Origin of the sequence: Arcobacter sp. s6 (genome assembly GCF_040884245.1) — a bacterium.
Taxonomy (GTDB): Bacteria; Campylobacterota; Campylobacteria; order Campylobacterales; family Arcobacteraceae; genus Aliarcobacter.
This window is the reverse complement of record NZ_JBEVTN010000003.1, coordinates 122,939-144,647: the sequence shown is the minus strand read 5'-3', so window position 1 is coordinate 144,647 and position 21,709 is coordinate 122,939. Positions and strand designations below refer to the sequence as shown.

Annotated in this window: 25 protein-coding genes; 21 read left to right on the top strand and 4 right to left on the bottom strand. The window is 27.7% G+C overall.

The features are described from left to right. Positions 1–428 precede the first annotated feature (428 nt). Both dksA and ABVS04_RS02725 read left to right on the top strand, forming a co-directional pair. Positions 429–800: an RNA polymerase-binding protein DksA gene (gene dksA / locus ABVS04_RS02730; RefSeq protein ID WP_368029130.1), complete on the top strand. Its 372-nt coding sequence runs from the start codon at positions 429–431 to the stop codon at positions 798–800. After that, the gene (locus ABVS04_RS02725; protein ID WP_368029129.1) at positions 797–1,795 is read left to right on the top strand and encodes a tRNA pseudouridine(13) synthase TruD; all 999 of its coding nucleotides are present in this window, start codon (positions 797–799) and stop codon (positions 1,793–1,795) included. Before dksA ends, ABVS04_RS02725 begins: the two co-directional genes overlap by 4 nt. 74 nt (positions 1,796–1,869) lie before the next feature. On the opposite strand, the gene ABVS04_RS02720 is transcribed toward ABVS04_RS02725, so the two are convergent. Together ABVS04_RS02720 and ABVS04_RS02715 are read right to left on the bottom strand one after the other, a co-directional pair. Beyond that, on the bottom strand, positions 1,870–2,853 hold the full coding sequence (locus ABVS04_RS02720) for a hypothetical protein (protein ID WP_368029128.1): 984 nt from the start codon (positions 2,851–2,853) through the stop codon (positions 1,870–1,872). Positions 2,854–2,862: 9 nt separating this feature from the next. After that, complete coding sequence (locus ABVS04_RS02715; protein WP_368029127.1) at positions 2,863–3,444, bottom strand: hypothetical protein; 582 nt, start codon at positions 3,442–3,444, stop codon at positions 2,863–2,865. 114 nt (positions 3,445–3,558) lie between these two features. Here ABVS04_RS02715 and ABVS04_RS02710 point away from each other — a divergent pair, with 114 nt between their 5' ends. From ABVS04_RS02710 to ABVS04_RS02665, 10 genes are all read left to right on the top strand, one after another. Further along, the gene (locus ABVS04_RS02710; RefSeq protein ID WP_368029126.1) at positions 3,559–4,857 is read left to right on the top strand and encodes a S41 family peptidase; all 1,299 of its coding nucleotides are present in this window, start codon (positions 3,559–3,561) and stop codon (positions 4,855–4,857) included. An 8-nt stretch (positions 4,858–4,865) separates the two neighbouring features. Next, positions 4,866–5,819, top strand: a complete 954-nt coding sequence (locus ABVS04_RS02705; protein ID WP_368029125.1) for a phosphoribosylaminoimidazolesuccinocarboxamide synthase — start codon at positions 4,866–4,868, stop codon at positions 5,817–5,819. Between the two features lie 91 nt (positions 5,820–5,910). Then, positions 5,911–6,156 carry a phosphoribosylformylglycinamidine synthase subunit PurS gene (gene purS / locus ABVS04_RS02700; protein ID WP_368029124.1) on the top strand — a complete coding sequence of 82 codons (246 nt, stop codon included), beginning with the start codon at positions 5,911–5,913 and terminating at the stop codon, positions 6,154–6,156. Position 6,157: 1 nt separating this feature from the next. Beyond that, the gene (purQ, locus tag ABVS04_RS02695) at positions 6,158–6,829 is read left to right on the top strand and encodes a phosphoribosylformylglycinamidine synthase I (RefSeq protein WP_368029123.1); all 672 of its coding nucleotides are present in this window, start codon (positions 6,158–6,160) and stop codon (positions 6,827–6,829) included. 30 nt (positions 6,830–6,859) lie between these two features. Then, positions 6,860–7,930: a hypothetical protein gene (locus tag ABVS04_RS02690; RefSeq protein WP_368029122.1), complete on the top strand. Its 1,071-nt coding sequence runs from the start codon at positions 6,860–6,862 to the stop codon at positions 7,928–7,930. After that, complete coding sequence (locus tag ABVS04_RS02685; protein WP_368029121.1) at positions 7,917–8,603, top strand: lysophospholipid acyltransferase family protein; 687 nt, start codon at positions 7,917–7,919, stop codon at positions 8,601–8,603. Before ABVS04_RS02690 ends, ABVS04_RS02685 begins: the two co-directional genes overlap by 14 nt. Then, the gene (locus ABVS04_RS02680; protein ID WP_368029120.1) at positions 8,593–8,979 is read left to right on the top strand and encodes a CrcB family protein; all 387 of its coding nucleotides are present in this window, start codon (positions 8,593–8,595) and stop codon (positions 8,977–8,979) included. The genes ABVS04_RS02685 and ABVS04_RS02680 overlap by 11 nt, the downstream gene beginning before the upstream one ends. A 66-nt stretch (positions 8,980–9,045) precedes the next feature. Continuing rightward, positions 9,046–9,276 (top strand): twin-arginine translocase TatA/TatE family subunit, encoded by a 231-nt coding sequence (locus ABVS04_RS02675; protein ID WP_368029119.1) that lies wholly within the window; start codon positions 9,046–9,048, stop codon positions 9,274–9,276. Between the two features lie 9 nt (positions 9,277–9,285). Continuing rightward, complete coding sequence (gene argS, locus ABVS04_RS02670) at positions 9,286–10,875, top strand: arginine--tRNA ligase (RefSeq protein ID WP_368029118.1); 1,590 nt, start codon at positions 9,286–9,288, stop codon at positions 10,873–10,875. Then, positions 10,875–10,997, top strand: coding sequence for a hypothetical protein (locus ABVS04_RS02665; RefSeq protein WP_272953559.1), 123 nt, complete (start codon positions 10,875–10,877; stop codon positions 10,995–10,997). Before argS ends, ABVS04_RS02665 begins: the two co-directional genes overlap by 1 nt. Positions 10,998–11,011: 14 nt before the next feature. On the opposite strand, the gene rsfS is transcribed toward ABVS04_RS02665, so the two are convergent. Next, complete coding sequence (rsfS, locus tag ABVS04_RS02660; RefSeq protein ID WP_368029117.1) at positions 11,012–11,341, bottom strand: ribosome silencing factor; 330 nt, start codon at positions 11,339–11,341, stop codon at positions 11,012–11,014. 6 nt (positions 11,342–11,347) lie between these two features. After that, positions 11,348–11,890 carry a nicotinate (nicotinamide) nucleotide adenylyltransferase gene (gene nadD, locus ABVS04_RS02655; RefSeq protein WP_368029116.1) on the bottom strand — a complete coding sequence of 181 codons (543 nt, stop codon included), beginning with the start codon at positions 11,888–11,890 and terminating at the stop codon, positions 11,348–11,350. Positions 11,891–11,978: 88 nt separating this feature from the next. Between nadD and gap the strand changes: the two genes are divergently transcribed. From gap to ABVS04_RS02610, 9 genes are all read left to right on the top strand, one after another. After that, positions 11,979–12,974 carry a type I glyceraldehyde-3-phosphate dehydrogenase gene (gap, locus tag ABVS04_RS02650; protein WP_368029115.1) on the top strand — a complete coding sequence of 332 codons (996 nt, stop codon included), beginning with the start codon at positions 11,979–11,981 and terminating at the stop codon, positions 12,972–12,974. A gap of 19 nt (positions 12,975–12,993) precedes the next feature. Continuing rightward, positions 12,994–14,196 (top strand): phosphoglycerate kinase, encoded by a 1,203-nt coding sequence (gene pgk, locus ABVS04_RS02645; protein WP_368029114.1) that lies wholly within the window; start codon positions 12,994–12,996, stop codon positions 14,194–14,196. A gap of 1 nt (position 14,197) precedes the next feature. Next, positions 14,198–14,905 carry a triose-phosphate isomerase gene (locus tag ABVS04_RS02640; RefSeq protein ID WP_368029113.1) on the top strand — a complete coding sequence of 236 codons (708 nt, stop codon included), beginning with the start codon at positions 14,198–14,200 and terminating at the stop codon, positions 14,903–14,905. A gap of 1 nt (position 14,906) precedes the next feature. Further along, entirely contained in the window at positions 14,907–15,731 is an 825-nt protein-coding gene (fabI, locus tag ABVS04_RS02635; protein WP_368029112.1) for an enoyl-ACP reductase FabI, read from the top strand. Positions 15,732–15,956: 225 nt separating this feature from the next. Next, entirely contained in the window at positions 15,957–17,165 is a 1,209-nt protein-coding gene (lysA, locus tag ABVS04_RS02630) for a diaminopimelate decarboxylase (RefSeq protein WP_368029111.1), read from the top strand. A 20-nt stretch (positions 17,166–17,185) separates the two neighbouring features. Continuing rightward, a complete protein-coding gene (gene pheA, locus ABVS04_RS02625; protein ID WP_368029110.1) occupies positions 17,186–18,262 on the top strand; it encodes a chorismate mutase in 1,077 nt (358 codons plus the stop codon). Between the two features lie 25 nt (positions 18,263–18,287). Then, positions 18,288–19,394: a histidinol-phosphate transaminase gene (hisC, locus tag ABVS04_RS02620; RefSeq protein ID WP_368029109.1), complete on the top strand. Its 1,107-nt coding sequence runs from the start codon at positions 18,288–18,290 to the stop codon at positions 19,392–19,394. 12 nt (positions 19,395–19,406) lie between these two features. Next, positions 19,407–21,212 carry a 1-deoxy-D-xylulose-5-phosphate synthase gene (dxs, locus tag ABVS04_RS02615; RefSeq protein WP_368029108.1) on the top strand — a complete coding sequence of 602 codons (1,806 nt, stop codon included), beginning with the start codon at positions 19,407–19,409 and terminating at the stop codon, positions 21,210–21,212. Then, positions 21,212–21,682 carry a hypothetical protein gene (locus ABVS04_RS02610; protein WP_368029107.1) on the top strand — a complete coding sequence of 157 codons (471 nt, stop codon included), beginning with the start codon at positions 21,212–21,214 and terminating at the stop codon, positions 21,680–21,682. The genes dxs and ABVS04_RS02610 overlap by 1 nt, the downstream gene beginning before the upstream one ends. Positions 21,683–21,709 lie beyond the last annotated feature (27 nt).

Below are 21,709 nucleotides of genomic sequence, written 5' to 3'. Positions count from 1 at the left end.
TTTGCAGATTTATAGGATGAATATCATTTGAAATATCTTTGTATTCTCTTATTCTAGTTTCATAAATATTATTTGAAAAAGATATGCTAGGAAGTTTTGTAATAGCACTTATTTTTGATGTATAGTTTATGCTTTTATTTGAATAAATAAAAAAAAGAAAGAAAAAAAACAATAAAATAATAGTAATTGAAGTAATGAACTTTTTGGATAAAGTAGTAATAATAAACTCCTTTTTATCTATTAGGTATTTTATCTTTTTTTAGTTAATTAAGTGTTAAAACATTTTTAATAAATAAAAAATCTTTATTTTATATTTATTTCTTAATTATTTAAGAGCTTCAAAAGGCCCAAAATAACGGCTTTTATTTTTATTAATAAGTTATATATAATAAAAAGTATATAATTGCGCGAATATTTAAGGAGAAGAGATGCCAAATAAAAGTCAAATTGACGAACTTAAAGTAATTTTACTTGAAAGAAGAGATAATATATTATCTAACATCAATAATAGTAGATTAAATATTGATCAATTAAAAGACCAAGATATAAAAGATGATTTAGATTATGCTGAGCTTGTAAGTGATTCTTTTACAGAAGGAATGATTGCAAATCATCAATTGGAAGAGTTTAAACAAATTGAAGAAGCTCTTGTAAAAATATCAAAAGGTACTTATGGTATTTGTGATATGTGTGGTATCGTTATTCCTTTAGGAAGATTAAAAGCAAAACCATTTGCAAAATTCTGTACAGAATGTAGAACAGCTTATGAACATGAATTTGTAAGAAGAGCAAAAAATTGATAGAACGATTTTATCCTGCGAATGATAAAGTTTTAAATTTCAAATTTGTACAAAATGAAGAAGATTTTATAGTTGAAGAGCAAGCTATAAAATTTTCTGGTGCTGGAAGTTTTTTGGTTTTAAAAATAGAAAAATCAAACTGCGATACTTGGGAACTAATAGATAGATTAGCAAAATTTTTAAATGTTTATTCAAATGAAATTGGATACGCTGGTTTAAAAGATAAAAGAGCTACTACTACTCAATACATAACTATCCCAAAAAAATATTCAAAAGAAATAAAACTTTTTAAAAATAAAAAAATCACTATTCTTGATACTTTTTTACATAATGCAAAGTTAAATATTGGAGATTTAGAAGGAAATCGTTTTAAGATTAATCTTCATAAAGTTGAAATTGCAGATGTAAATCATATTCAAAAGATTATAAAACTTATTTCAAGAGATGGTATGCCTAACTATTTTGGTTATCAAAGATTTGGAAAAGAAGTTGTTGATAATCTTGCTAAAGCAAAAGATGTTGTATATGGTGAAGAAATAGTAAAAGACAAGAAACTTTCTAAAATGTTGGTTGCTGCTTATCAAAGTAATTTTTTTAATGCATGGCTTGTTGAGAGATTAAAACTCTCAAAAGATTACTTTGATCTTTTAGATGGAGATGTTTTTCTAGATTTACAAAAATATAAAATTTTTACTCCAAAATCAATTACTGCAAATATATTAAATGATTTTAAAAATTCTAAAATTACTCCAACTGGACTTTTACCTGGTCGTAAAGTATTTAAAGCTATGGCTGAAGCAAGAGTAATAGAAGAGAAGTATGATGACTTATATATTCAAGAAAAAGGATATAGAAGGGAAGCTATAGTTTTTCCAAGAGATATATCATGTAAGTATGATGCTGCTAATAAAGTATGTACTTTAGATTTTATTTTGCCTAAAGGTTCATATGCAACAGTTTTAGTTGAATATTTAGCTAATAGAAATTTTTCATAAAACAGCATAAAATATAGCAAAAAAAAGGGATATTTGGAAAACCAAATATCCCTTTTTTATTTAAGAATTTTTACTTATGGTAAAGTTATATATTGTGAATCAAAATATATTTTATTTCCAATTGCAATCATTCTTTCTTCATTATCAAAGCTAAAATCATAAATAACATCTTTTGAGAAGTCTTTAGTTATATTAATTAAAAATCCTTGAGACTCAACTGCATATAAAGAATCTGTAAATGCTAATGCATGTATTTTTGCATATTTAAACTTTTTGCTAGCTACTTCATTTAAATTAGGAGTTAATTTTTTAATTTGACCATCAATAGTTGCTACATAAATATCTTCTTTATTTACAATAACATCTCTTACTTCATAATCTTTAGATATAACTTCTTTTGGAGAAATCGAAACTATTTTATTTGGACTTGCCACAATAAGTGTTTGAGAGCTTTCAATCACATTTAATGAAATAATATTGTTAAATTCATTATCTGGATCAACTGCAATATTTTTAATTGATTCAAAATTTATCATTGAAACAATAATTACTTTTCCATTTAAAGTTGGGAATAAAACTAAATTACCCATAAAGTATGGATTAGTAATTCTAGTGTCATTTGCTAATGAAAGAGGTAGATATTCTTTAAATAGTGTTTTAGAAGTAGCCATATCTTGTAATTCAATTGTATTATTTGAATAAACAAGTGCAAGTTTTCCATCTTTTAATGATGCAGCAACAACTACATCTTTAATAGTTTTTTCTTCATTACCAATTAATATTTTATCAAGATAGTTTGTAGCAATTACCTTTCCATCTTCTGTTAGATTAAGGAAATCATATCCTTCTGGTAATTCAATTGTAGAAATACCATTTTTTGTTAAGAATTTTTTATCTTCAAGTGTCGCACCAATTTTATTTATTGATGTAATTGATGAAGGTAATGATTCTTTACTTAATACGATGTTATTACTTACATCTTCTGGTTCAAAGTATTTTTTACCAGAACATGCAGTAAATAAAAATAGTGCAGAGATTGAAATTAAAAGATATTTCATATTTTTTCCTTATTTTGTAAGTAAATAGTGATTTAATAAATTAGACAACTCAAACGCTTTTGATGTTTGAGGAATTAATTTTAAAACAGTTTTAGCCTCTTCATATTTACCTTCATTTGATAATAATAAAGCTTTATTAAAAATTGCAAACTCTTTTAATAAAAAATCTCCTTGCATAGATAAATTATTTAATTCATCAATATTTTTATTTGATAATGCAACTTGATATTCTGCTAGTTCTTTTAATACAGGAATAGTTATATTAGAAGCTTTATTTTCATTTTTTGCTTGTAAAAATAATGCAACTTCATAAAGTTTTTCATTTTTGTTTTTTAATAATTCGAGAGCTTCTTTATCATTGCTATTTTGAAGTACTTTATTAAAAGCTAAATTTGCTTCTAGTTTGTTTGATTCATCGACATTTTTTTTAATTACAAATCCAATAGATCCTATTACAATTATTGCAATACTTGCAAAGATTAATGTTCTGTATTTTTTGTAAAATCTTTCACCTTTTACGAAACTTTCAAGAAATTTTTCTTGGCTATTTAATTCTTCTTTAACATAATCAACATTTTCTTTTATACTCATTTTTATGACCTTTTCAAAAAGTAATTAATATGATACAAAAGTTTTAATAAAATCTTACTTTTATAAACTTTTTTGTATAATAATTCTCTATAAATTTATAAGGTTATTAAAAATATGAAGAAATTATTATTAGCTTCTACATTAGCTGTGGTTCTATCTCAAACACTTTTTGCAAAAGAAGAAGTTGTAGCACCTGAACAATCAAGATTTGAGTCGTTATCAAAATTAACAAAAGTTATAGGAACTGTTGAAAAGTATTATGTTGATGACATAAAACTGCAAGAAATAGTTGATAAATCGCTAAAAGGTTTAATGCAAGAGCTTGATGCACACTCAAGTTATCTTGATAAAAAAGCTTCAAAAGAAATGAACGTTCAAACTCAAGGTGAGTTTGGTGGTTTAGGAATTACTGTAGGTATGAGAGATGCTGCTTTAACAGTAATATCTCCAATTGATGATACACCTGCATTTAAAGCTGGAATTAAAGCTTTAGATATTATTTTAAAAATTGATGAAACTTCAACAATTAACATGACTTTAGATGAAGCAGTTAATTTAATGAGAGGAAAACCTAAAACTGATATTGTATTAACAATTGTTAGAAAAGGTGAATTAAAACCAATAGAAATAAAAATTCAAAGAGATATTATAAAAATTCAATCTGTATTTTCAAAAACTATTGAAAAAGAAGACTTATTGTATTTAAGAATTGCAAGCTTTGATGCTAATGTAACAGATGATTTAGCAAAAATTATTAGTGAAAATAAAGATAAAAAAGGATTTATTCTTGATTTAAGAAATAATCCAGGAGGATTACTATCTCAAGCAATTGGTGTAGTTGATTTATTTGTTGATAAGGGAATTATAGTTTCTCAAAAAGGTAGAAATGCTGAAGATGAAGAAAAATTTGAAGCATCAAGTTCAAATACAAAAACAAAACTTCCTTTAGTAGTACTTGTAAATGAAGGTTCTGCCTCTGCTTCTGAAATTGTTAGTGGATCATTACAAGATCATAAGAGAGCTATTATAATTGGTGAAAAAACGTTTGGTAAAGGTTCTGTTCAAGCAGTACTTCCTATTGATAATGAAAGAACTGAAAATATTAAATTAACTATTGCAAAATATTATTTACCAAGTGGAAGAACAATTCAGGCAGTTGGAGTTACTCCTGATATTATTGCGAATGCTGGAAAAGTTACACAAGCTGAAGATAATGCTTTTAAGATAAAAGAAGCAGACTTGAAAAAACATCTTGAAGGTGAACTCGAAAAAATAAGCGATGTAAAAAAAGAAGTGAAAGTTATACAGAATGAAACTAAAAAAGTAATTTCTGGTGAAGATATTTTAGAAGATAATCAATTAAATACTTCTATTGCAATCTTAAAAAGTTTAATTATAATGAATAATAAGTAGGAGAGTAAATGAAAATTAGTGATATTGTTGCCCTTGGTTTATGGCCAGATTCAAAAAAAACAACATCTCAAAAAGGTATATCTGAATTAGAAGATTTAGGATATAACTTATTTTATATTGGTAAAAATGCAGATCTTTATACTTGTCCAGGAGATGAGCCAAAAGTATTACTTGTAAGAAGTGATAGATGTTCTGTATTTGATATTCCATTAAATTTATTAATTGATGGTAAAGGCGTTTCTCAAACAGCTATTTCTAATAATGGAGCTGCTTTTGCAAAAGAATCAGGAATTAGAACAGCTATTTTGTCTGAAACAGTTGATCAATCTTTAGCTATTGCTCCTAGATGTCAACTTATGGAATTATGTAAACCTTTAGAAGCTAATGTTGATGGTGATATTGTTCAATTTGAATTAATTTATAGAAATTATTTAACAGGTTCTTTATTTGATGCTTGTCAAAATGGAAGTGATCCATACGGTTTAGAATTAGCAAGTGGTTTAGAACAATGGCATAAATTTGAAACTCCAATTTTTACACCAACTACTAAAGGAATTAAAGATGAGCCTTTAAACTCTGCAAAAGTTAGAGAATTATTCCCTGAGATTGTAACAAGTCTTGAAAAACTATTTAAAGATTTTACAGCATTTGCAGAACAAAGAGGAATTATTGTTGTTGATACAAAATTTGAAATCTTTGTTAATTCAAAAGGTGAATGGGTTTTAGGTGATGAAGTTTTAACACCTGAAAGTTCTAGATTTATTTCAAAAGAAGATTTTGATGCTAAAAATTATATCTCAATGGATAAACAAATTTTAAGAGATTTTGGAAAAGCTGATAATTGGAAAGAAAAATCAAAAGATCTTAAAGCTGGTGAAAAATTAGAAGTAAATGTTCCACAAACTATTAAAGATAAAATCTTAGCTGGATATACAACTATATTTAATAGATTAAGTAAATAATTTAAACTAAGAAAAGCTAAGCTTTTCTTACTCTAAATTGCTATAAGGCAGTTTTAGATATAATCGCAAAAATATAAATTGAAGGTGACAAATGAAAGCAATTATAAATGTAGGATTAAAACAAGGTGTACTTGACGATCAAGGTAAAGCAACGCATCATGCCTTAGATACATTAGGTTTTAAAGATTTAGTTAAAGATGTAAGAATTGGTAAACAAATTATTATAGAATTAAATTCTTCAGATGAAGCGGCTGCAAAAGAAGAAGTTACAAAAATGTGTCAAAAACTTTTAGCCAACACTGTTATTGAAGATTACGATATAGAAATAGTAGGTTAATATGAAAATTTCAGTATTACAATTTCCTGGAACAAACTGTGAATATGATACAAAATATGCTTTTGAACAATTAGGATGTGATGTAGAGATTATCTGGCATAAAGAAACAAATATCCCAGATAACACAGAATTATTAGTAATTCCAGGTGGATTCTCTTACGGTGATTATTTAAGATCTGGAGCAATTGCTAGATTTGCTACTATTATGGAATCTGTTCAAGCATATGCTGCAAAAGGTGGAAAAGTATTAGGAATTTGTAATGGATTTCAAATCTTGCTAGAAGCTGGTTTGTTACCTGGAGCTATGAAAAGAAATGATTCTTTACATTTTATCTCAAAATTTCACACTTTAAAAGTTGTAGATAATGACAATGCTTTCTTATCATTATTAAAAAAAGATGAAGTATTAAATATTCCTGTTGCTCACCATGATGGAAATTATTATATTGACTCAAATGGATTAAAAGAGTTAGAAGAAAATGGTCAAATTCTTTTAAAATATTGTGATAAAGATGGAAATCTTGTAAATATGAATGGTTCAGTATCAAATATTGCAGGTATTTGTAACAAGGAAAAAAATGTTTTTGGATTAATGCCTCATCCTGAAAGAGCTATTGAAAAATTATTAGGTTCTACTGATGGTATTAATATGCTAAAGGGTTTTTTACAATAAAGAGAACTTTCTCTTTTTGTAAAAAGTAAAATGAAAAAAACATTTTATCTAATAATTTTATTAAATATTTTCTTATCAATAAATCTTTTTGCTGCAAAAAATTTATACCTTTCTTATAAAAAAGTTCCAAATCAAGCATATAAAAATCAAAAAATAGAAATTATTGTTAAGGCTTTAATTACGACAGATAATTTTGATACTCTGTCTACATCTTTTTCGGATTCATCAAATGCAAATGTTTTAAATCCAAATAGTTCTTGGAGAAAAGTATCTAATGATACTTATGAAAATAGTTATTATTTTAAAATAAAGCAAGGAAACTTTAAACTACCAAATATAAGTGTTAAACTATTATCAAATGGATCAGTAATCGATATTAGTGATTTATCAAGTCCATCTCTTAGATATTCTGATATTGGTACTGGAGATACAAGATTCTCAGGGGTAATAGCTGATAAATTTGTATTAAAAGCATACAAAACTAAACAATACAACAATAAAGAAGCTTTAACAATAATTGATGTTGATGCATTAAATTCAAATTTAGAAGATTTTAAACTTCAAGGTATAACTGAACAAGGTATTTCAAATATAAAAGATGAAGGTGGTACACAAAATCTAGTGTACTATTTTGTTACTCCTATTTATGAAAAAAAAGTTGTTATTACATATTATAATTTAGCAACAAAAAGTTTTAAAGATATACGAATTCCTTTAATTTTGCAAAATGAATTAGTTAGTACTCAAACTGATTTAAATCCAAATGATTCAAATTTTGAAAAATATAAAAAAATATTTTCAATAGTAATTTTTGTAATCTTACTTATTTTACTTTTAGTTAAAAGAAATAAAATATTAATGATTTTAACTCTTTTTGCTTTTATTATTGCTCTTTTATATAATTTACCTAATAGTAAAGGAATTGTAAAAAAAGATTCATATATTTATATTTTGCCAACTAAAAATTCAACAATATTCTTCAAAGTAGATTCTAATCAAAATATTGAAGTATTACAAAGAAAGAATGGTTTTATAAAAGTCTTAGGACTTGACAATGATTTTATTGGTTGGATAAAGGAAGATAGTTTTGAAACGAATTAGAGGAATAATTCTTTTAATACAATTTTCAATAACAGTTGCAATAACTGTTGTTTTAATGTATATATTTAGAAAACATACTCATAAAGTCATAAAAGCATGGATGTCATTTCAGATATTTCTTTTGGGTATTAAAATTGAAACAGAAGGAACATTGGATGACTCTTGTGATATGGTTTTAATGAATCATCAATCGTTACTTGATATTATAGTAATAGAATATATTCATAATAGAGATTTAGCATGGGTTGCAAAAAAAGAAATTTCTGATTTATTTTTCTTTGGACACATTATAAAAGCTCCAAGAATGATAAGTGTTGATAGGGAAAATAAAGCAGGATTAATTCATCTTTTAAAAGAAGCGAAAGATAGACTAGATAAAAAAAGACCGATTGCAATGTTTCCAGAAGGTACAAGATCAGATGGAAAATCAATGTTAAAATTTAGACCAGGTGCTAAAATGATTGCAAATAAATACAACCTAAAAGTACAACCAATTGTATTATTTAATACAAGAAATATAGTTGATTCAAAAAGTTTAAAAGCATCTCCTGGAATTGTAAAAGTTGTTTTCTTAGAACCAATCCAAGCAAACAAATCTACAGATTGGTTTGAGCAAACAGAACAAAATATGAATGAAGTTTTCAACAAAGAGTATAAAAATTATGTCTCTTAGTTGGCAAACAATTCTAGCTATTGGTTTAGGAGGATTCCTAGGAGCCATTGCTAGAGCCTATGCTGTACATTTCACAAATAAACATATACCAATAGAATTTCCTTTAGGAATTCTTCTTGTTAATTTAATCGGATCTTTTATAATAGGTATTTTATTTGCCTATTTCTCTCACTATACTGTTTCAGTAAATTTAAAAGCATTCTTAACAACAGGTTTCTTAGGTGCACTAACAACTTATTCAACCTTTGCAATTGAATCTTACTTGTTATTTGGTACTTCAATTTATTTAGCACTTACAAATATAGCATTAAATTTATTTGGTACTATAATTGCAGCTGGTAGCGGTTATAAGTTAATTCATTTTCTTCTAAAATAGTCTTTCAAAAATTCTTTAAGCATTATATAGTTATAATATTCGCAAAATTCAATAGAAGGATAAGTCATGAGTATGCCTGGTGGTATGGAGTGGTTATTAATTGCGTTCGTAGTTTTATTATTGTTTGGTGGTAAAAAAATACCAGAATTAGCAAAAGGTTTAGGTTCAGGAATTAAGAACTTCAAAAAAGCTGTTAAAGATGATGAAGATGAAGTTGCTGAAGTTAAAAAATCAGATGAAATTGAGAAAAAAGCAGAAGCAACAACTTCTGATAAAAATGAATCAAAACAAGTATAAGAGAAAGTATTGCAGAATTTAGTAAAAGAATTTATTGAAAAAACATTAGATACAAGTGTAGTCCTAGAAAAACCAAAAGATATATCTTTTGGTCATTATGCAACGCCTGTTGCATTTTCTTTGGCTAAAGAATTAAAAAAATCACCTATGGCTATCGCTGATGAATTAGTTTTAAAATTTGAAAATTGTTCTATGTTCGAAAAAGTTGAAGCAGTAAAAGGTTTTATTAACTTTAAATTGTCAACTTCTTTTTTACAATCATTAGTTGACACAGCATTATCAAATAGAAATGATTTTGCTAAACAAGATAAAAAAAATGAGAAGATTCTATTAGAATATGTTTCTGCAAATCCTACAGGACCTTTACATATTGGTCATGCAAGAGGTGCAATTGCAGGAGATTCACTTGCTCGTGTTGGAAAACATTTAGGTTATGATATCACAACTGAGTATTATATAAATGATGCTGGTGCACAAATGGATCTTTTGGGTTTATCTGTATGCTTAGCAGCAAGAGATTTTATATTTAACGAAATAGTTGAATATCCAGAAACATACTATAGAGGGGATTATTTACTTGATATTGCAAATGTTGTAATTGAAAAGTTTGGAAAAGAAGTTATTTATGATGATTCTAAATATAAAGAAATAGCATTTTTTTCAAAAGACTTAGTTATGGATATTATTATTAAAGATTTAAAAGATTTAGGTATTGAGTTTGATAATTTTGTATCAGAAAAGTCTTTATACTCTTCATGGGATAGTACTAAAGAAGTTTTAGAAAAAAATGGTTCACTTTATGAAAAAAATGAAAAAATATATCTTAAATCAACTACCTATGGAGATGACTCAGATAGAGTTGTTGTAAGAGATAATGGAATTCCTACATATTTAGCAGGTGATATTATCTATCATAAAAATAAATTTGATAGACAGTTTGATAAATATATTAATATTTGGGGTGCTGATCACCATGGATATATTCCAAGAGTAAAAGCAGCTATTGAATTTTTAGGTAATGATTCTTCAAAACTTGAAGTAATTTTATCTCAAATGGTTCAACTTTTAAAAGGTGGCGAGCCTTATAAAATGAGTAAGCGTGCAGGTAATGTAATTTTAATGTCTGATATTACAGAAGAAATAGGTTCTGATGCATTAAGATTTATCTTTTTAACAAGAAAAAGTGATACTCATTTAGAATTTGATATTGACATGTTAAAGAATCAAGATTCATCAAATCCTATTTTTTATATTAACTATGCCCATGCAAGAATAAATCAAGTTTTTGTAAAAGCAGGAATTACTTTTGAAGATATAAAAGATGTAAGTTTTGATAATTTAAATCAAGATGGATTAAATTTAGTTTATGAATCTTTACTTTTAGAATCAATTTTAAATGAAGCATTTACAAAAAGAGATATGCAAAAAATCACAGAATATTTATATTCGCTGGCTTCAAGTGTTCATAAATTCTATAATGAGCATAAAGTTATAGGTAGTGATGAACAAAATACTTACCTAAAAGTTCTTAGTATTGCATCATTAAGTATTAATGTTGGATTATCATTATTAGGAATTAAAGCTCGGGAGGTGATGTAATGAAATGGGTAATTTTGATTTTAGTTATAATTGTAGGTTATGCAATTTATACAGATAATATGGGTGGCGCGAGAGATGCTGCTGGAAATTATAATAAGATTATGAAAGGAGGAGAGAAGTAAAATTCTCTCCTTTTTTATTCTTCTTCTTTTGTCCCTAATTTAGATAGAAAATCTTCTAAAGAATATTTTTTTCTATAATTCTCACTCATTAGGTGAATAAACATATCACCTAAATCAATTATAGTCCATTCATCATCTTCATCAACTCTTAAAAACTCTTCACCTGTAGGTTTTAAATCTGTTCTTAAGTAGTTTAATAATGCATATCCATGTTTTGGATTTAGTGTTGTAGCAATTACAACATAATCAACTATATAGTCTTTTGATGTTAAATCAATTATTTCTATATTTTCCGCTTTTTTGTCATCTAAAATTTTTCTTATGTTTTCTAATCTAGTATTCAAAAACTTTTACCTTTTTTTGTTAAGATTTAATATATCATCTTTAATTTCTCTTGGAATATAATCTAAATTGATTTTTTCTCTTAGTTGCGTTGAACTAATATCAATATTTATATCCAAACACTTAAACTCATTAGCTTTTTTTGACTCAAATCCAGCTCTAGAAGCAACTACAAATTCTACAAGTTCTTTTAATTCTTCATATTTATACCATTTTTCTAAATTTTTTATATTATCTTCACCAATGATTAAATAAATCTTTGATGGATTATATAAATTCTTTAAATAATTTACAGTATTAATAGAATAACTTGGTGTCAGTTGATTTATTTCATAATTTGAAACTTCAACTTTTTCAAATTTTATAAAAACTTTTTTTAATAATTCAAATCTAGTTTGTGGATCTAAATAAAAGCTACTTTTGAAAGGGTTTAGATAAGTAGGAACGACAATCAATTTATCAATATCTAGTTGATTCAATGCATTTTGTACAATAGCAACATGTGCCAAATGTAATGGGTCAAAACTTCCACCAAATATTGCAATTCGCACCTATTTAAAACCTTTGTAATATACTTAAATATTATTATAGCAATTTTTCGATAAAATATCTACACTTAGATTTACATAAAGGGAAAATATGGCTGTTAAAGTTGCAATAAACGGTTTGGGTAGAATTGGAAGATGTGTTGCAAGAATTGTTGCAAGTAGAAATGATGTTGAATTAGTTGCAGTAAACGCTAGTGGTAGTGAAGAAATGATTCAATATAATCTAAAATATGACACTGTTCATGGTCCAAGACAAGATATAAAAGTTGAGGGTGGATATATTTATATTGGTAACGATAAAGCTAAATTATTAAACGAAAGAGAACCAGCTAAACTTGATTTCGCATCTTATGGTGCAGATGTTGTTTTAGAATGTACAGGTGCTTTTTTAACAAAAGAATCAGTTCAGGCATATATTGATAACGGTGTAAAAAAAGTAGTTATGAGCGCTCCTGCAAATGATGATACTCCTACTTTTGTACTTGGAGCAAATGAAGAGACATATGCAGGTGAACCAATTGTATCGAATGCTTCTTGTACAACAAATGGTTTAGCACCAGTTGCACGTGTACTTGATGATGCATTTGGAATTGAAAAAGGTTTAATGACTACAATTCACTCATATACAAGTTCTCAACCAATCCTAGATGGTAAAGACAAAAAAGATCCAAGAAAAGGAAGAGCAGGAGCTACTAATTTAACTCCATCAAGTACAGGGGCTGCAAAAGCTATTGGAAAAGTAATGCCTCACTTAAATGGAAAATTAAATGGTCAAGCAATTAGAGTACCAACTCCAAATGTATCTTTAGTTGATTTAACAGTTACTTTAAATAAATCTGTAACTGCTGCTGAAGTAATTGCAGAATTCAAAAATGCAAGTACTGGGAAACTAAAAGGTATTTTAGGTGTTGATGAAGAGTATAGAGTAAGTTCTGATTTTAATGGTGAAACATTATCAACAGTAGTTCCTGTAGATACTATTCAAGTAATTGGTGGAAATATGGTAAAAATATTATCATGGTATGACAATGAATGGGGATACTCTACAAGACTTGTAGAAATGGGTATTCACGTAGCAACTAAATAATTTTAATTAAGGAAGCATTTTGAAATTACAAGAAATTAAAAATATTGATATAGCAGGGAAAAAAGTTTTCATTAGATGTGATTTTAATGTACCGATGGATGAGTATAATAATATCACTGATGATAGAAGAATTAGAAGTGCATTAAATACTATTAGATATTGTATGGATCATGATTGTCCAGTTATTCTAGCATCACATTTTGGAAGACCAAAAGGTGGATTTGAAGAAGAATTTTCATTACAACCAATTGCAAAAAGATTACATACTCTTTTAAAGCAAGAAATTAAAATGGCACCAAGTATTATTTGTGATGAAACAATGAAAATGGCAAAAGAGTTAAAAGCTGGTGAAATTTTATTATTAGAAAATATGAGATTTGAATTAGGTGAAACTAAAAATGATGAAGAATTAAGTTCAAAACTTGCTTCAATGGCAGATGTTTATATCAATGATGCTTTTGGGGTTTCTCATAGAGCTCATTCATCAGTTGAAGGAATTGCAAAATATTTTGATATGGAGCATAAAGCAGCTGGATTCTTAATGGCAAAAGAGATTAAATTTTTCCATCATATTGTTCATAACCCAAAAAGACCTTTTGTATCTATTGTTGGAGGTTCAAAAGTTTCAGGAAAACTTGAAGCCTTATATAATCTTGTACCAAAAGTTGATAAAATCATTATTGGTGGAGGAATGGCATTTACATTCCTAAAAGCTTTAGGACATGAAATTGGTAACTCTTTAGTAGAAGAAAATTTAATTCCAGAAGCAATAAAGATAATGGAAGAAGCAAAAACTTTGGGTGTTAAATTGTACTTACCTGTTGATGTTGTTGCCGCAGAAGCATTTAACGCAGAAGCAATTGCAAAAATTGTAACTGTTCAAGAAATACCAAAAGATTGGATGGGCTTAGATATTGGACCTGCTAGTGCTTTATTATTTTCAGAAGCATTACAAGATGCAAATACTATTTTATGGAATGGTCCAATGGGTGTTTATGAAATGGATAAATTTGCAAAAGGAAGTACTAAAATTTCCCATGCAGTTGCATCTTCATTTGCTACAACAGTAGTTGGAGGAGGGGATACCGCTGACCTTGTAAGAGTTACAGGTGATGAAGATGAAATGACATTTATATCTACAGGTGGTGGAGCTTCTTTAGAGTTAATCGAAGGAAAAATTTTACCTGGTGTTAAAGCTCTTGTTATAGAGGAAGATAATTAATATGATAATTGCAAGTAATTTCAAAACAAATCATACAAGAAAATCAACAGCATTATTTGTAAATGAAGTTAATGATTATATGAAAGAAAATAATATTTCAAGTGAAGTTTATGTTTTCCCAACAACTACTTCTCTTGATTCTTTTAATACTGTTCCAAATTTTTCTATAGGTGCTCAAAATGCATACCCTATTGTTGCAGGATCGTTTACAGGAGAAATAGGAACTTCTCAACTTGATGAGTTTGGAATTAAAACAATTTTAATAGGTCATAGTGAAAGAAGACATATTTTAGGTGAAACGCAAAATAAGATTGCTAAAAAATATGAATTTTATAAAGAGTTAGGGTATAAAATAATTTATTGTATAGGAGAGCCTTTAGAAGTTAAAAATAGAGGACTTGAGCAAACATTAGAGTATATTTATGAACAATTTAATGAAATTGATACAAAATATGAAAATTTAATTCTAGCATATGAGCCTGTATGGGCAATTGGTACAGGCGTAAGTGCAACTAATGATGATATAAAAATTATACATAGTGCAATAAAAGAAAAAATTTCAAAACCACTTTTATATGGTGGAAGTGTAAAAGTAGAAAATGTAAGAGAAATTTGCCAAATACCAAATGTAGATGGTGCATTAATTGGAACAGCTTCTTGGAAAACAGAAGATTTTATACAAATATTAGAAAATACAAAGGATTTATAAGATGTTTATGAAGGGTAAAAAAGGTGTAATTTTAGGAGTTGCAAACAATAAGTCTATTGCTTATGGAATTGCAAAAGCTTGTGCTGACCAAGGTGCTCAAATTGCATTTACTTATTTAAATGATTCTTTAAAGAAAAGAGTTGAACCAATTGCTGCAGAGTTTGGAAGTGCAGATTTTGTATATCCTTGTGATGTATCAAATCCTGATGAAATCAAAGCTTTAAAAGAATCTATTGAAAAAGATATGGGAAAAATTGACTTTATAGTTCATTCAATTGCATTTGCACCAAAAGAAGGATTATCAGGTAGATTCTATGATATCTCAAAACAAGCTTTTGATATCGCTATGGATGTTTCTGTTTACTCTTTAATTGAAGTAGTAAGAGAATTGAAACCATTATTAAGTGATAACTCATCTGTATTAACTCTAACATATTATGGTGGAGCAAAATATATCCCAAATTATAATTTAATGGGTATTGCAAAAGCAGCTTTAGAAATGACTACAAAATATTTAGCTGAAGATTTAGGAAAAGATGGAATTAGAGTAAATGCTATAAGTGCAGGTCCTATTAAAACTTTAGCAGCAGCAGGTATTGGTGATTTTAGATTTATGCTTAAATGGAATGAAGCTCACTCTCCACTAAAGAAAAACGTATCAATTGAAGAAGTTGGAAACTCTGGAATGTATTTACTTTCTGATTTAAGTTCTGCAGTTACAGGTGAAATTCATTATGTGGATTGTGGATATAATATTATGGGTATGCCAGCAGTGAAATTCGATGATGAAGGAAGACCAACAATAGCTTGGAACGGTGAAAAATAGCTATAAAGCGTAAGCTTTTGGCGTATTTCTGCGTTGACAAGTCAATTTTAAATACTCACTTACTTTAGTAAGCTCCTATTTTAAATTTACTTGTCGCCTTGAATTCCACTCAAAATCTCACACTTTATAGCTATTTTTTGGGTGTGAGTATTTTAAAACAAAATTTTACTTTTGAATTTAATGAAATTTTAAATTAAGATTTTAAGAATAGGATAATTATAGAATATGGGTATAAATTTTAAAGAATTAGCGCAAAAATATCAAACACCTTATTATGTGTATGATTTTGATTATATAACGGGTCAATATGAAGAATTAAAAGGGGCTTTTAAAGCTAGAAAATCGCTTATTGCTTATGCTGTAAAAGCAAACTCAAATTTGTCTGTTATTAAACATCTTGCAAATTTAGGTGCTGGTGCTGATTGTGTTAGTATTGGTGAGGTTAAAAGAGCTTTAAAAGTTGGTATTGCTCCTTATAAGATTATTTTTTCTGGTGTTGGGAAAATTGATTCTGAGATTAAAGAGGCTTTAGAACTTGATATTTTAATGATAAATGTTGAAAGTGATGCTGAGTTAAATAGGGTAGAAACAATTGCTGCTGAGCTTGGAAAAGTTGCTAGAATTTCTATTAGAGTAAATCCAAATATTGATCCTAAAACTCATCCTTATATTTCAACTGGTCTTCATGAAAATAAGTTTGGTGTTGATATTGATACAGCTAAAAGAATGTATATTCAATGTAAAAATTCGCCTAATTTAGAGCCTGTTGGAATGCATTGTCATATTGGTTCTCAGTTAACACAGCTTGATCCAATAAAAGAGTCTATAAAAATTGTTACAGATTTAGTTAGAAACCTAAAAGCAATTAAAATTGAATTATCATTTGTGGATATTGGTGGTGGTTTAGGTATTGTTTATGATGATGAAAAACTAATTGATACAAAAGAGTATGCTCAATCAGTTTTAGAAAATATGTTTGGTTTAGATATTACAATTATTTGTGAACCAGGTAGGTTTATGGTAGGTAATTCTGGAACATTTGTAACAAAAGTTTTATATGAAAAAGTAAATGGAAATAAAAGATTTGTTATTGTTGATGGTGCTATGAATGATTTAATTAGACCATCTTTATATAATGCATATCATAGGATTGAAGTTTTAAACGATAATAAAGATTTTTCAGACTGCAATTTAGTTGGTCCTATTTGTGAAAGTGGAGATTTTTTTGCTAAAAATGTACAATTACCAAAAACAGAACACAATGATTTAGTCGCTATTTATAGTGCAGGTGCTTATGGATTTACGATGGCTAGTAATTACAACACAAGAGGCCGAGTTGCTGAAATTGCTATTGAAAATGGGAATGATAGATTAATTAGAAAAAGAGAAACTTTTGAAGATTTAATTGCATTAGAAGAAGAGTTTATTAAATAAATTGATTAAAAAGGCTTTATATGAGTGAAGAGGGATTATTAGACTTAAGAAATAAGCTTGATAATATTGATAATAAACTTTTAGAACTAATAAATGAACGAATGCATATTGTACATCAAGTTGGAGCTTTAAAAGCAAAAAGTGGTGGAGCAATTTATAGACCTGAAAGAGAAAAAGCAATAATTGATAGACTTGAAAAAATTAATAATGAAAAAAATGGATTATTAAATAGAAGTGCTATTGAAGCATTATTTTTAGAGATATTTGCAATTTCTAGAAATATTGAGTTGCCTGAAAATATTGCATATTTAGGACCTGAGGGAAGTTTTACTCATCAAGCAGCTGAAGGTCGATTTGGAGCTATGAGTTCATATATTTCAATTAGTTCAATAAAAGGTGTATTTAGAGAAGTTAGTACTAAAAAAGTAAAATTTGGTGTAATTCCAATTGAAAATTCATCAAATGGAATAGTTACAGATACAATTACATGTTTAAGTGAATATAATTTAAAAATAATTGCAGAAGTTGTATTAGATATTCATCATACATTAGCTAGTACTTGTGATAAAATACAAGACATAAAAAGAATATATTCAAAAGATATTGCCTTTGATCAGTGTAGAAAATTTTTGACAAATATGGGACTTGATGAAGTTGAACAAATTCCTGTTGAATCAACAACAAAAGCAGCTAAATTAGCAGCACGAGAACCAGGAACTGCAGCAATTTGCGCCCATGTTGGAGCAAAAATACACAATCTTCCAATTTTATTTGAAAATATTGAAGATAAAGATAACAATAAAACAAGATTTTTTATTATAAGTGATTTTGAAAATGCTCAAAGTGGAAATGATAAAACATCAATTTTAGTAAAATTACCTGATAGACAAGGTGTATTAGTTGAATTTTTAACAGATTTTAACAATGCTGGAATAAATTTAACAAAAATAAAATCACATATTGTCGAGGGAAATTCAATTTTCTTTATAGATTTTGATGGACATAAAGACGATGAAAATGTTAAAAATATCCTACAAAAATACACAAATAGTGTTAAAGTATTAGGATCATATGTTAAAGAGATAAATGATATTTAAAAATTAATTAATTTAGGAAATATAGATGAAATTTAATAAAGTATTAGAAAATGTTACAACTTATGAAGCTGGGAAACCAATTGAACTTGTTGTAAGAGAGTATGGTGTTAAACCTGAAGATGTTATAAAATTAGCTTCGAATGAAAATCCTTATGGAACAAGTCCTAAAGTTACTTCAAAAATTCAAGAATTAGCTAAAAATATGTTTGTTTATCCTGATGATTCAATGTATGAATTAAAAGAAGCCTTGGCAAATAAATTCGAAGTTGAAAGCTCAAATGTGATTATTGGTTCAGGAAGTGACCAAATATTAGAATTTTGTGTGCATGCAAAATGTGAGAAAGATTCAAAAATCTTAATGGCAAAAACTACATTTGCAATGTATGAGATTTATGGAAAACAAACAGGTGCAACAATCATAAAAACTGCTGATGATCAACATAATCTTGAGCAGTTTTCAAAACTTTATAAAGAGCATGGAGCAGATGTAATATTTTTATGTTTGCCAAATAATCCATTAGGAGAGTGTTTAGATAAAGATGATGTCTATTCTTTTTTAGAAACAATTGATTCAAATACTTTAGTTGTAGTTGATGGAGCTTATCAAGAGTATGCAGCTTTTAAAGATGAGAAAAAAAGAATTATCGCAAAAGATTTAATTGCTAAATTTCCAAATGCTATTTATTTAGGAACTTTTTCAAAAGCTTATGCCCTTGGTGGAATGAGAGTTGGTTATGGTATTGGTGAAGCTTCTATTATAAAAACACTTTATAAATTAAGAGCTCCATTTAATATTACAACTCTAACACTTGCAGCTGCTATTGAAGCTCTAAAAGATGAAGAGTTTGTAAATGAGTGTATTGCTAAAAATTTTGAAGAGATGACAAGATATGAAGAGTATGCAAAAGCAAAAGGTTTTGAATATATTCCTTCATATACAAATTTTATCACTATTAAATTTGGTGACAAGTTTGTTTCAAAAGAAGTTGCTCAAAAACTACTTGAAATAGGTGTAATAGTAAGAGACTTAACAGGTTATGGTCAAAATGCAATTAGAATTACAATAGGAAGAAATGAACAAAATACAAAAGTATTTGAACAGTTAGACAAAGTATTAGAAAATTTAAAATAAAGTATTGAAGAAATGGAAATAAAAGACAAATCATTAAAAGAGTTAGAAGCACTATCACAAGAAATAAGAGATAGAATTATTGATGTGGTATCAAGGAAGGGTGGGCATTTTTCATCTACACTTGGAGCTGTTGAATTAACTCTTGGTATGCATTATGTATTTGATGCATATAGTGATCCTTTTATTTTTGATGTATCTCATCAGTGTTATCCCCATAAATTATTAACAGGACGTTGGGAAGAGTTTGAAACTATAAGACAATTTGATGGTTTAAGTGGTTTTACTAAGCCAAATGAGAGTGATGCTGATTATTTTGTAGCAGGACATAGCTCAACCTCTATTTCTTTAGCTGTAGGTGCTGCAAAAGCTATAAAATTAAAAAAAGAAAAAAGAGTTCCAATCGTTATGATTGGTGATGGTTCTATGACAGCTGGTATGGTTTATGAAGCATTAAATGAATTGGGTGACTTGAAATTTCCAGTTGTAATTATTTTGAATGATAATGAAATGTCGATTGCAAAACCAATTGGTGCTATTTCAAAATATTTATCAAAACTTCTTGCTGGTAAATATTATCAAGGGTTTAAAGGAAAAGTTGATAAATTTATCAAAAATAATATGCCCGAGGGAACAACTTATATAGCAAAAAGAATGGAAGAAGCTCTAAAGCTTATCACTCCTGGGATTTTGTTTGAAGAGATGGGAATTGATTATATTGGTCCAATTGATGGACATGATATACAAGAAATTATTGAAACATTAGAAATTGCAAAAGCTATGGGAAAACCAGTTATTGTTCATGCAAGAACAGTAAAAGGAAAAGGTTATAAAGTAGCTGAAGGTCAACATGAACACTGGCATGGAGTAGGTCCTTTTAATGTAGAAGATGGAGCATTTGTAAAAAAAGAAGCTCCAAAAGCAGCAACTGCTGTTTTTGCAGATGCCTTATCAGCATTAGCCTGTAAATATGACAATGTAGTTGGAGTAACAGCTGCGATGCCAAGTGGTACAGGGATAAATAAACTTATGGATAAATTTCCTGAAAGATTTTGGGATGTTGCAATTGCTGAACAACATGCTATTACTTCAATGGCAGCAATGGCAAAAGAAGGATTTAAACCATTTATTACTATATATTCAACTTTTCTTCAAAGAGGTTTCGATCAAATAATACATGATGTTTGTATTATGAATCTTCCAGTTGTTTTTGCAATGGATAGAGCAGGAATAGTAGGAAATGATGGAGAAACTCATCAAGGTGTATTTGATATTTCTTTTTTAAGATTTATCCCTAATATGATTTTATTTGCACCTCGTGATAATAAAACATTAGAACAGGGCTTAGAATTCGCATATGGTCTAAGTTCTCCATGTGCTATTAGATATCCAAGAGGTGCTTTTAAAGAGTTAGAATTTACTTCAACACCATTTACTTTGGGTAAAGCAGAGCTTCTAAAAGAGGGTAGTTCAAAAAAACTATTTATTGGATATGGAGCAGGAGTTAGTAGAGCTATTGATACAGAAGCATTACATAATGATGATATAGCTATTTTAGATTTAAGATTTATAAAACCAATTGATAAAGATATTTTACTTGAGCTTTCAAAAAAATATGATGATTGGTATGTATTTTCAGATTCACAAAAACAAGGTGGAGTTGCAAGTGCAATTTTAGAAGTTCTAAATGATGAAAATATACAAAATATAAAAGTTACAAGCTTTGAATATGATGATAGTTTTATAGAACATGGTGATACTAAAATTGTTGAGAAAAACTTAGGATTATTAGCAGAACAACTTGTAACAAAGGTAAAATAATGAATGATAATTTCACAAAAATGCTTCAAAATTCTTCTATAGAAGATATTTTAGAAGTATTAAAAGATAAATTAGACAAAAGTGAAGAACCTGATTTCTGGAAAGAAAAAATTATTCCTTTTACTGAAGCTATTCTTTCAGTTTTAATGCCTTTAAAAGAACAAAACTTACTATTTAATCCAGAAGGTCAAATAGTAGAAGAACTAAATAGTGAAATATTTTTTAGATGGAGTGATTTAGTTTGCTTAAAAACACTTGCTTTTATTCTTCAAGAAAGCAATGAAAAACATAAATTACTTAGAACTGATTATCTTGATGTTAAATATAAAGAGATAGATCTAGAAAAATTAGGAAGCTATTTATCTTCAAATAAAGTAAATATAATTGATGAAGATAGTTTAGATTTTCCCATGTCTATTTATAACCTTCATCAAGGAATGATTACAATAATCAAAAATCTTTTAAACTAATCTTTCATAAAACTTATACAAAACAAG

Bases quoted from the DNA above. Each gene is read 5' to 3' on its own strand.
- dksA (WP_368029130.1), top strand. From the start codon at position 429: ATGCCAAATAAAAGTCAAATTGACGAACTTAAAGTAATTTTACTTGAA.
- ABVS04_RS02720 (WP_368029128.1), bottom strand. From the start codon at position 2,853: ATGAAATATCTTTTAATTTCAATCTCTGCACTATTTTTATTTACTGCA.
- ABVS04_RS02715 (WP_368029127.1), bottom strand. From the start codon at position 3,444: ATGAGTATAAAAGAAAATGTTGATTATGTTAAAGAAGAATTAAATAGC.
- ABVS04_RS02710 (WP_368029126.1), top strand. From the start codon at position 3,559: ATGAAGAAATTATTATTAGCTTCTACATTAGCTGTGGTTCTATCTCAA.
- ABVS04_RS02705 (WP_368029125.1), top strand. From the start codon at position 4,866: ATGAAAATTAGTGATATTGTTGCCCTTGGTTTATGGCCAGATTCAAAA.
- purS (WP_368029124.1), top strand. From the start codon at position 5,911: ATGAAAGCAATTATAAATGTAGGATTAAAACAAGGTGTACTTGACGAT.
- purQ (WP_368029123.1), top strand. From the start codon at position 6,158: ATGAAAATTTCAGTATTACAATTTCCTGGAACAAACTGTGAATATGAT.
- ABVS04_RS02690 (WP_368029122.1), top strand. From the start codon at position 6,860: ATGAAAAAAACATTTTATCTAATAATTTTATTAAATATTTTCTTATCA.
- ABVS04_RS02680 (WP_368029120.1), top strand. From the start codon at position 8,593: ATGTCTCTTAGTTGGCAAACAATTCTAGCTATTGGTTTAGGAGGATTC.
- ABVS04_RS02675 (WP_368029119.1), top strand. From the start codon at position 9,046: ATGAGTATGCCTGGTGGTATGGAGTGGTTATTAATTGCGTTCGTAGTT.
- ABVS04_RS02665 (WP_272953559.1), top strand. From the start codon at position 10,875: ATGAAATGGGTAATTTTGATTTTAGTTATAATTGTAGGTTATGCAATT.
- gap (WP_368029115.1), top strand. From the start codon at position 11,979: ATGGCTGTTAAAGTTGCAATAAACGGTTTGGGTAGAATTGGAAGATGT.
- ABVS04_RS02640 (WP_368029113.1), top strand. From the start codon at position 14,198: ATGATAATTGCAAGTAATTTCAAAACAAATCATACAAGAAAATCAACA.
- fabI (WP_368029112.1), top strand. From the start codon at position 14,907: ATGTTTATGAAGGGTAAAAAAGGTGTAATTTTAGGAGTTGCAAACAAT.
- lysA (WP_368029111.1), top strand. From the start codon at position 15,957: ATGGGTATAAATTTTAAAGAATTAGCGCAAAAATATCAAACACCTTAT.
- pheA (WP_368029110.1), top strand. From the start codon at position 17,186: ATGAGTGAAGAGGGATTATTAGACTTAAGAAATAAGCTTGATAATATT.
- hisC (WP_368029109.1), top strand. From the start codon at position 18,288: ATGAAATTTAATAAAGTATTAGAAAATGTTACAACTTATGAAGCTGGG.
- dxs (WP_368029108.1), top strand. From the start codon at position 19,407: ATGGAAATAAAAGACAAATCATTAAAAGAGTTAGAAGCACTATCACAA.
- ABVS04_RS02610 (WP_368029107.1), top strand. From the start codon at position 21,212: ATGAATGATAATTTCACAAAAATGCTTCAAAATTCTTCTATAGAAGAT.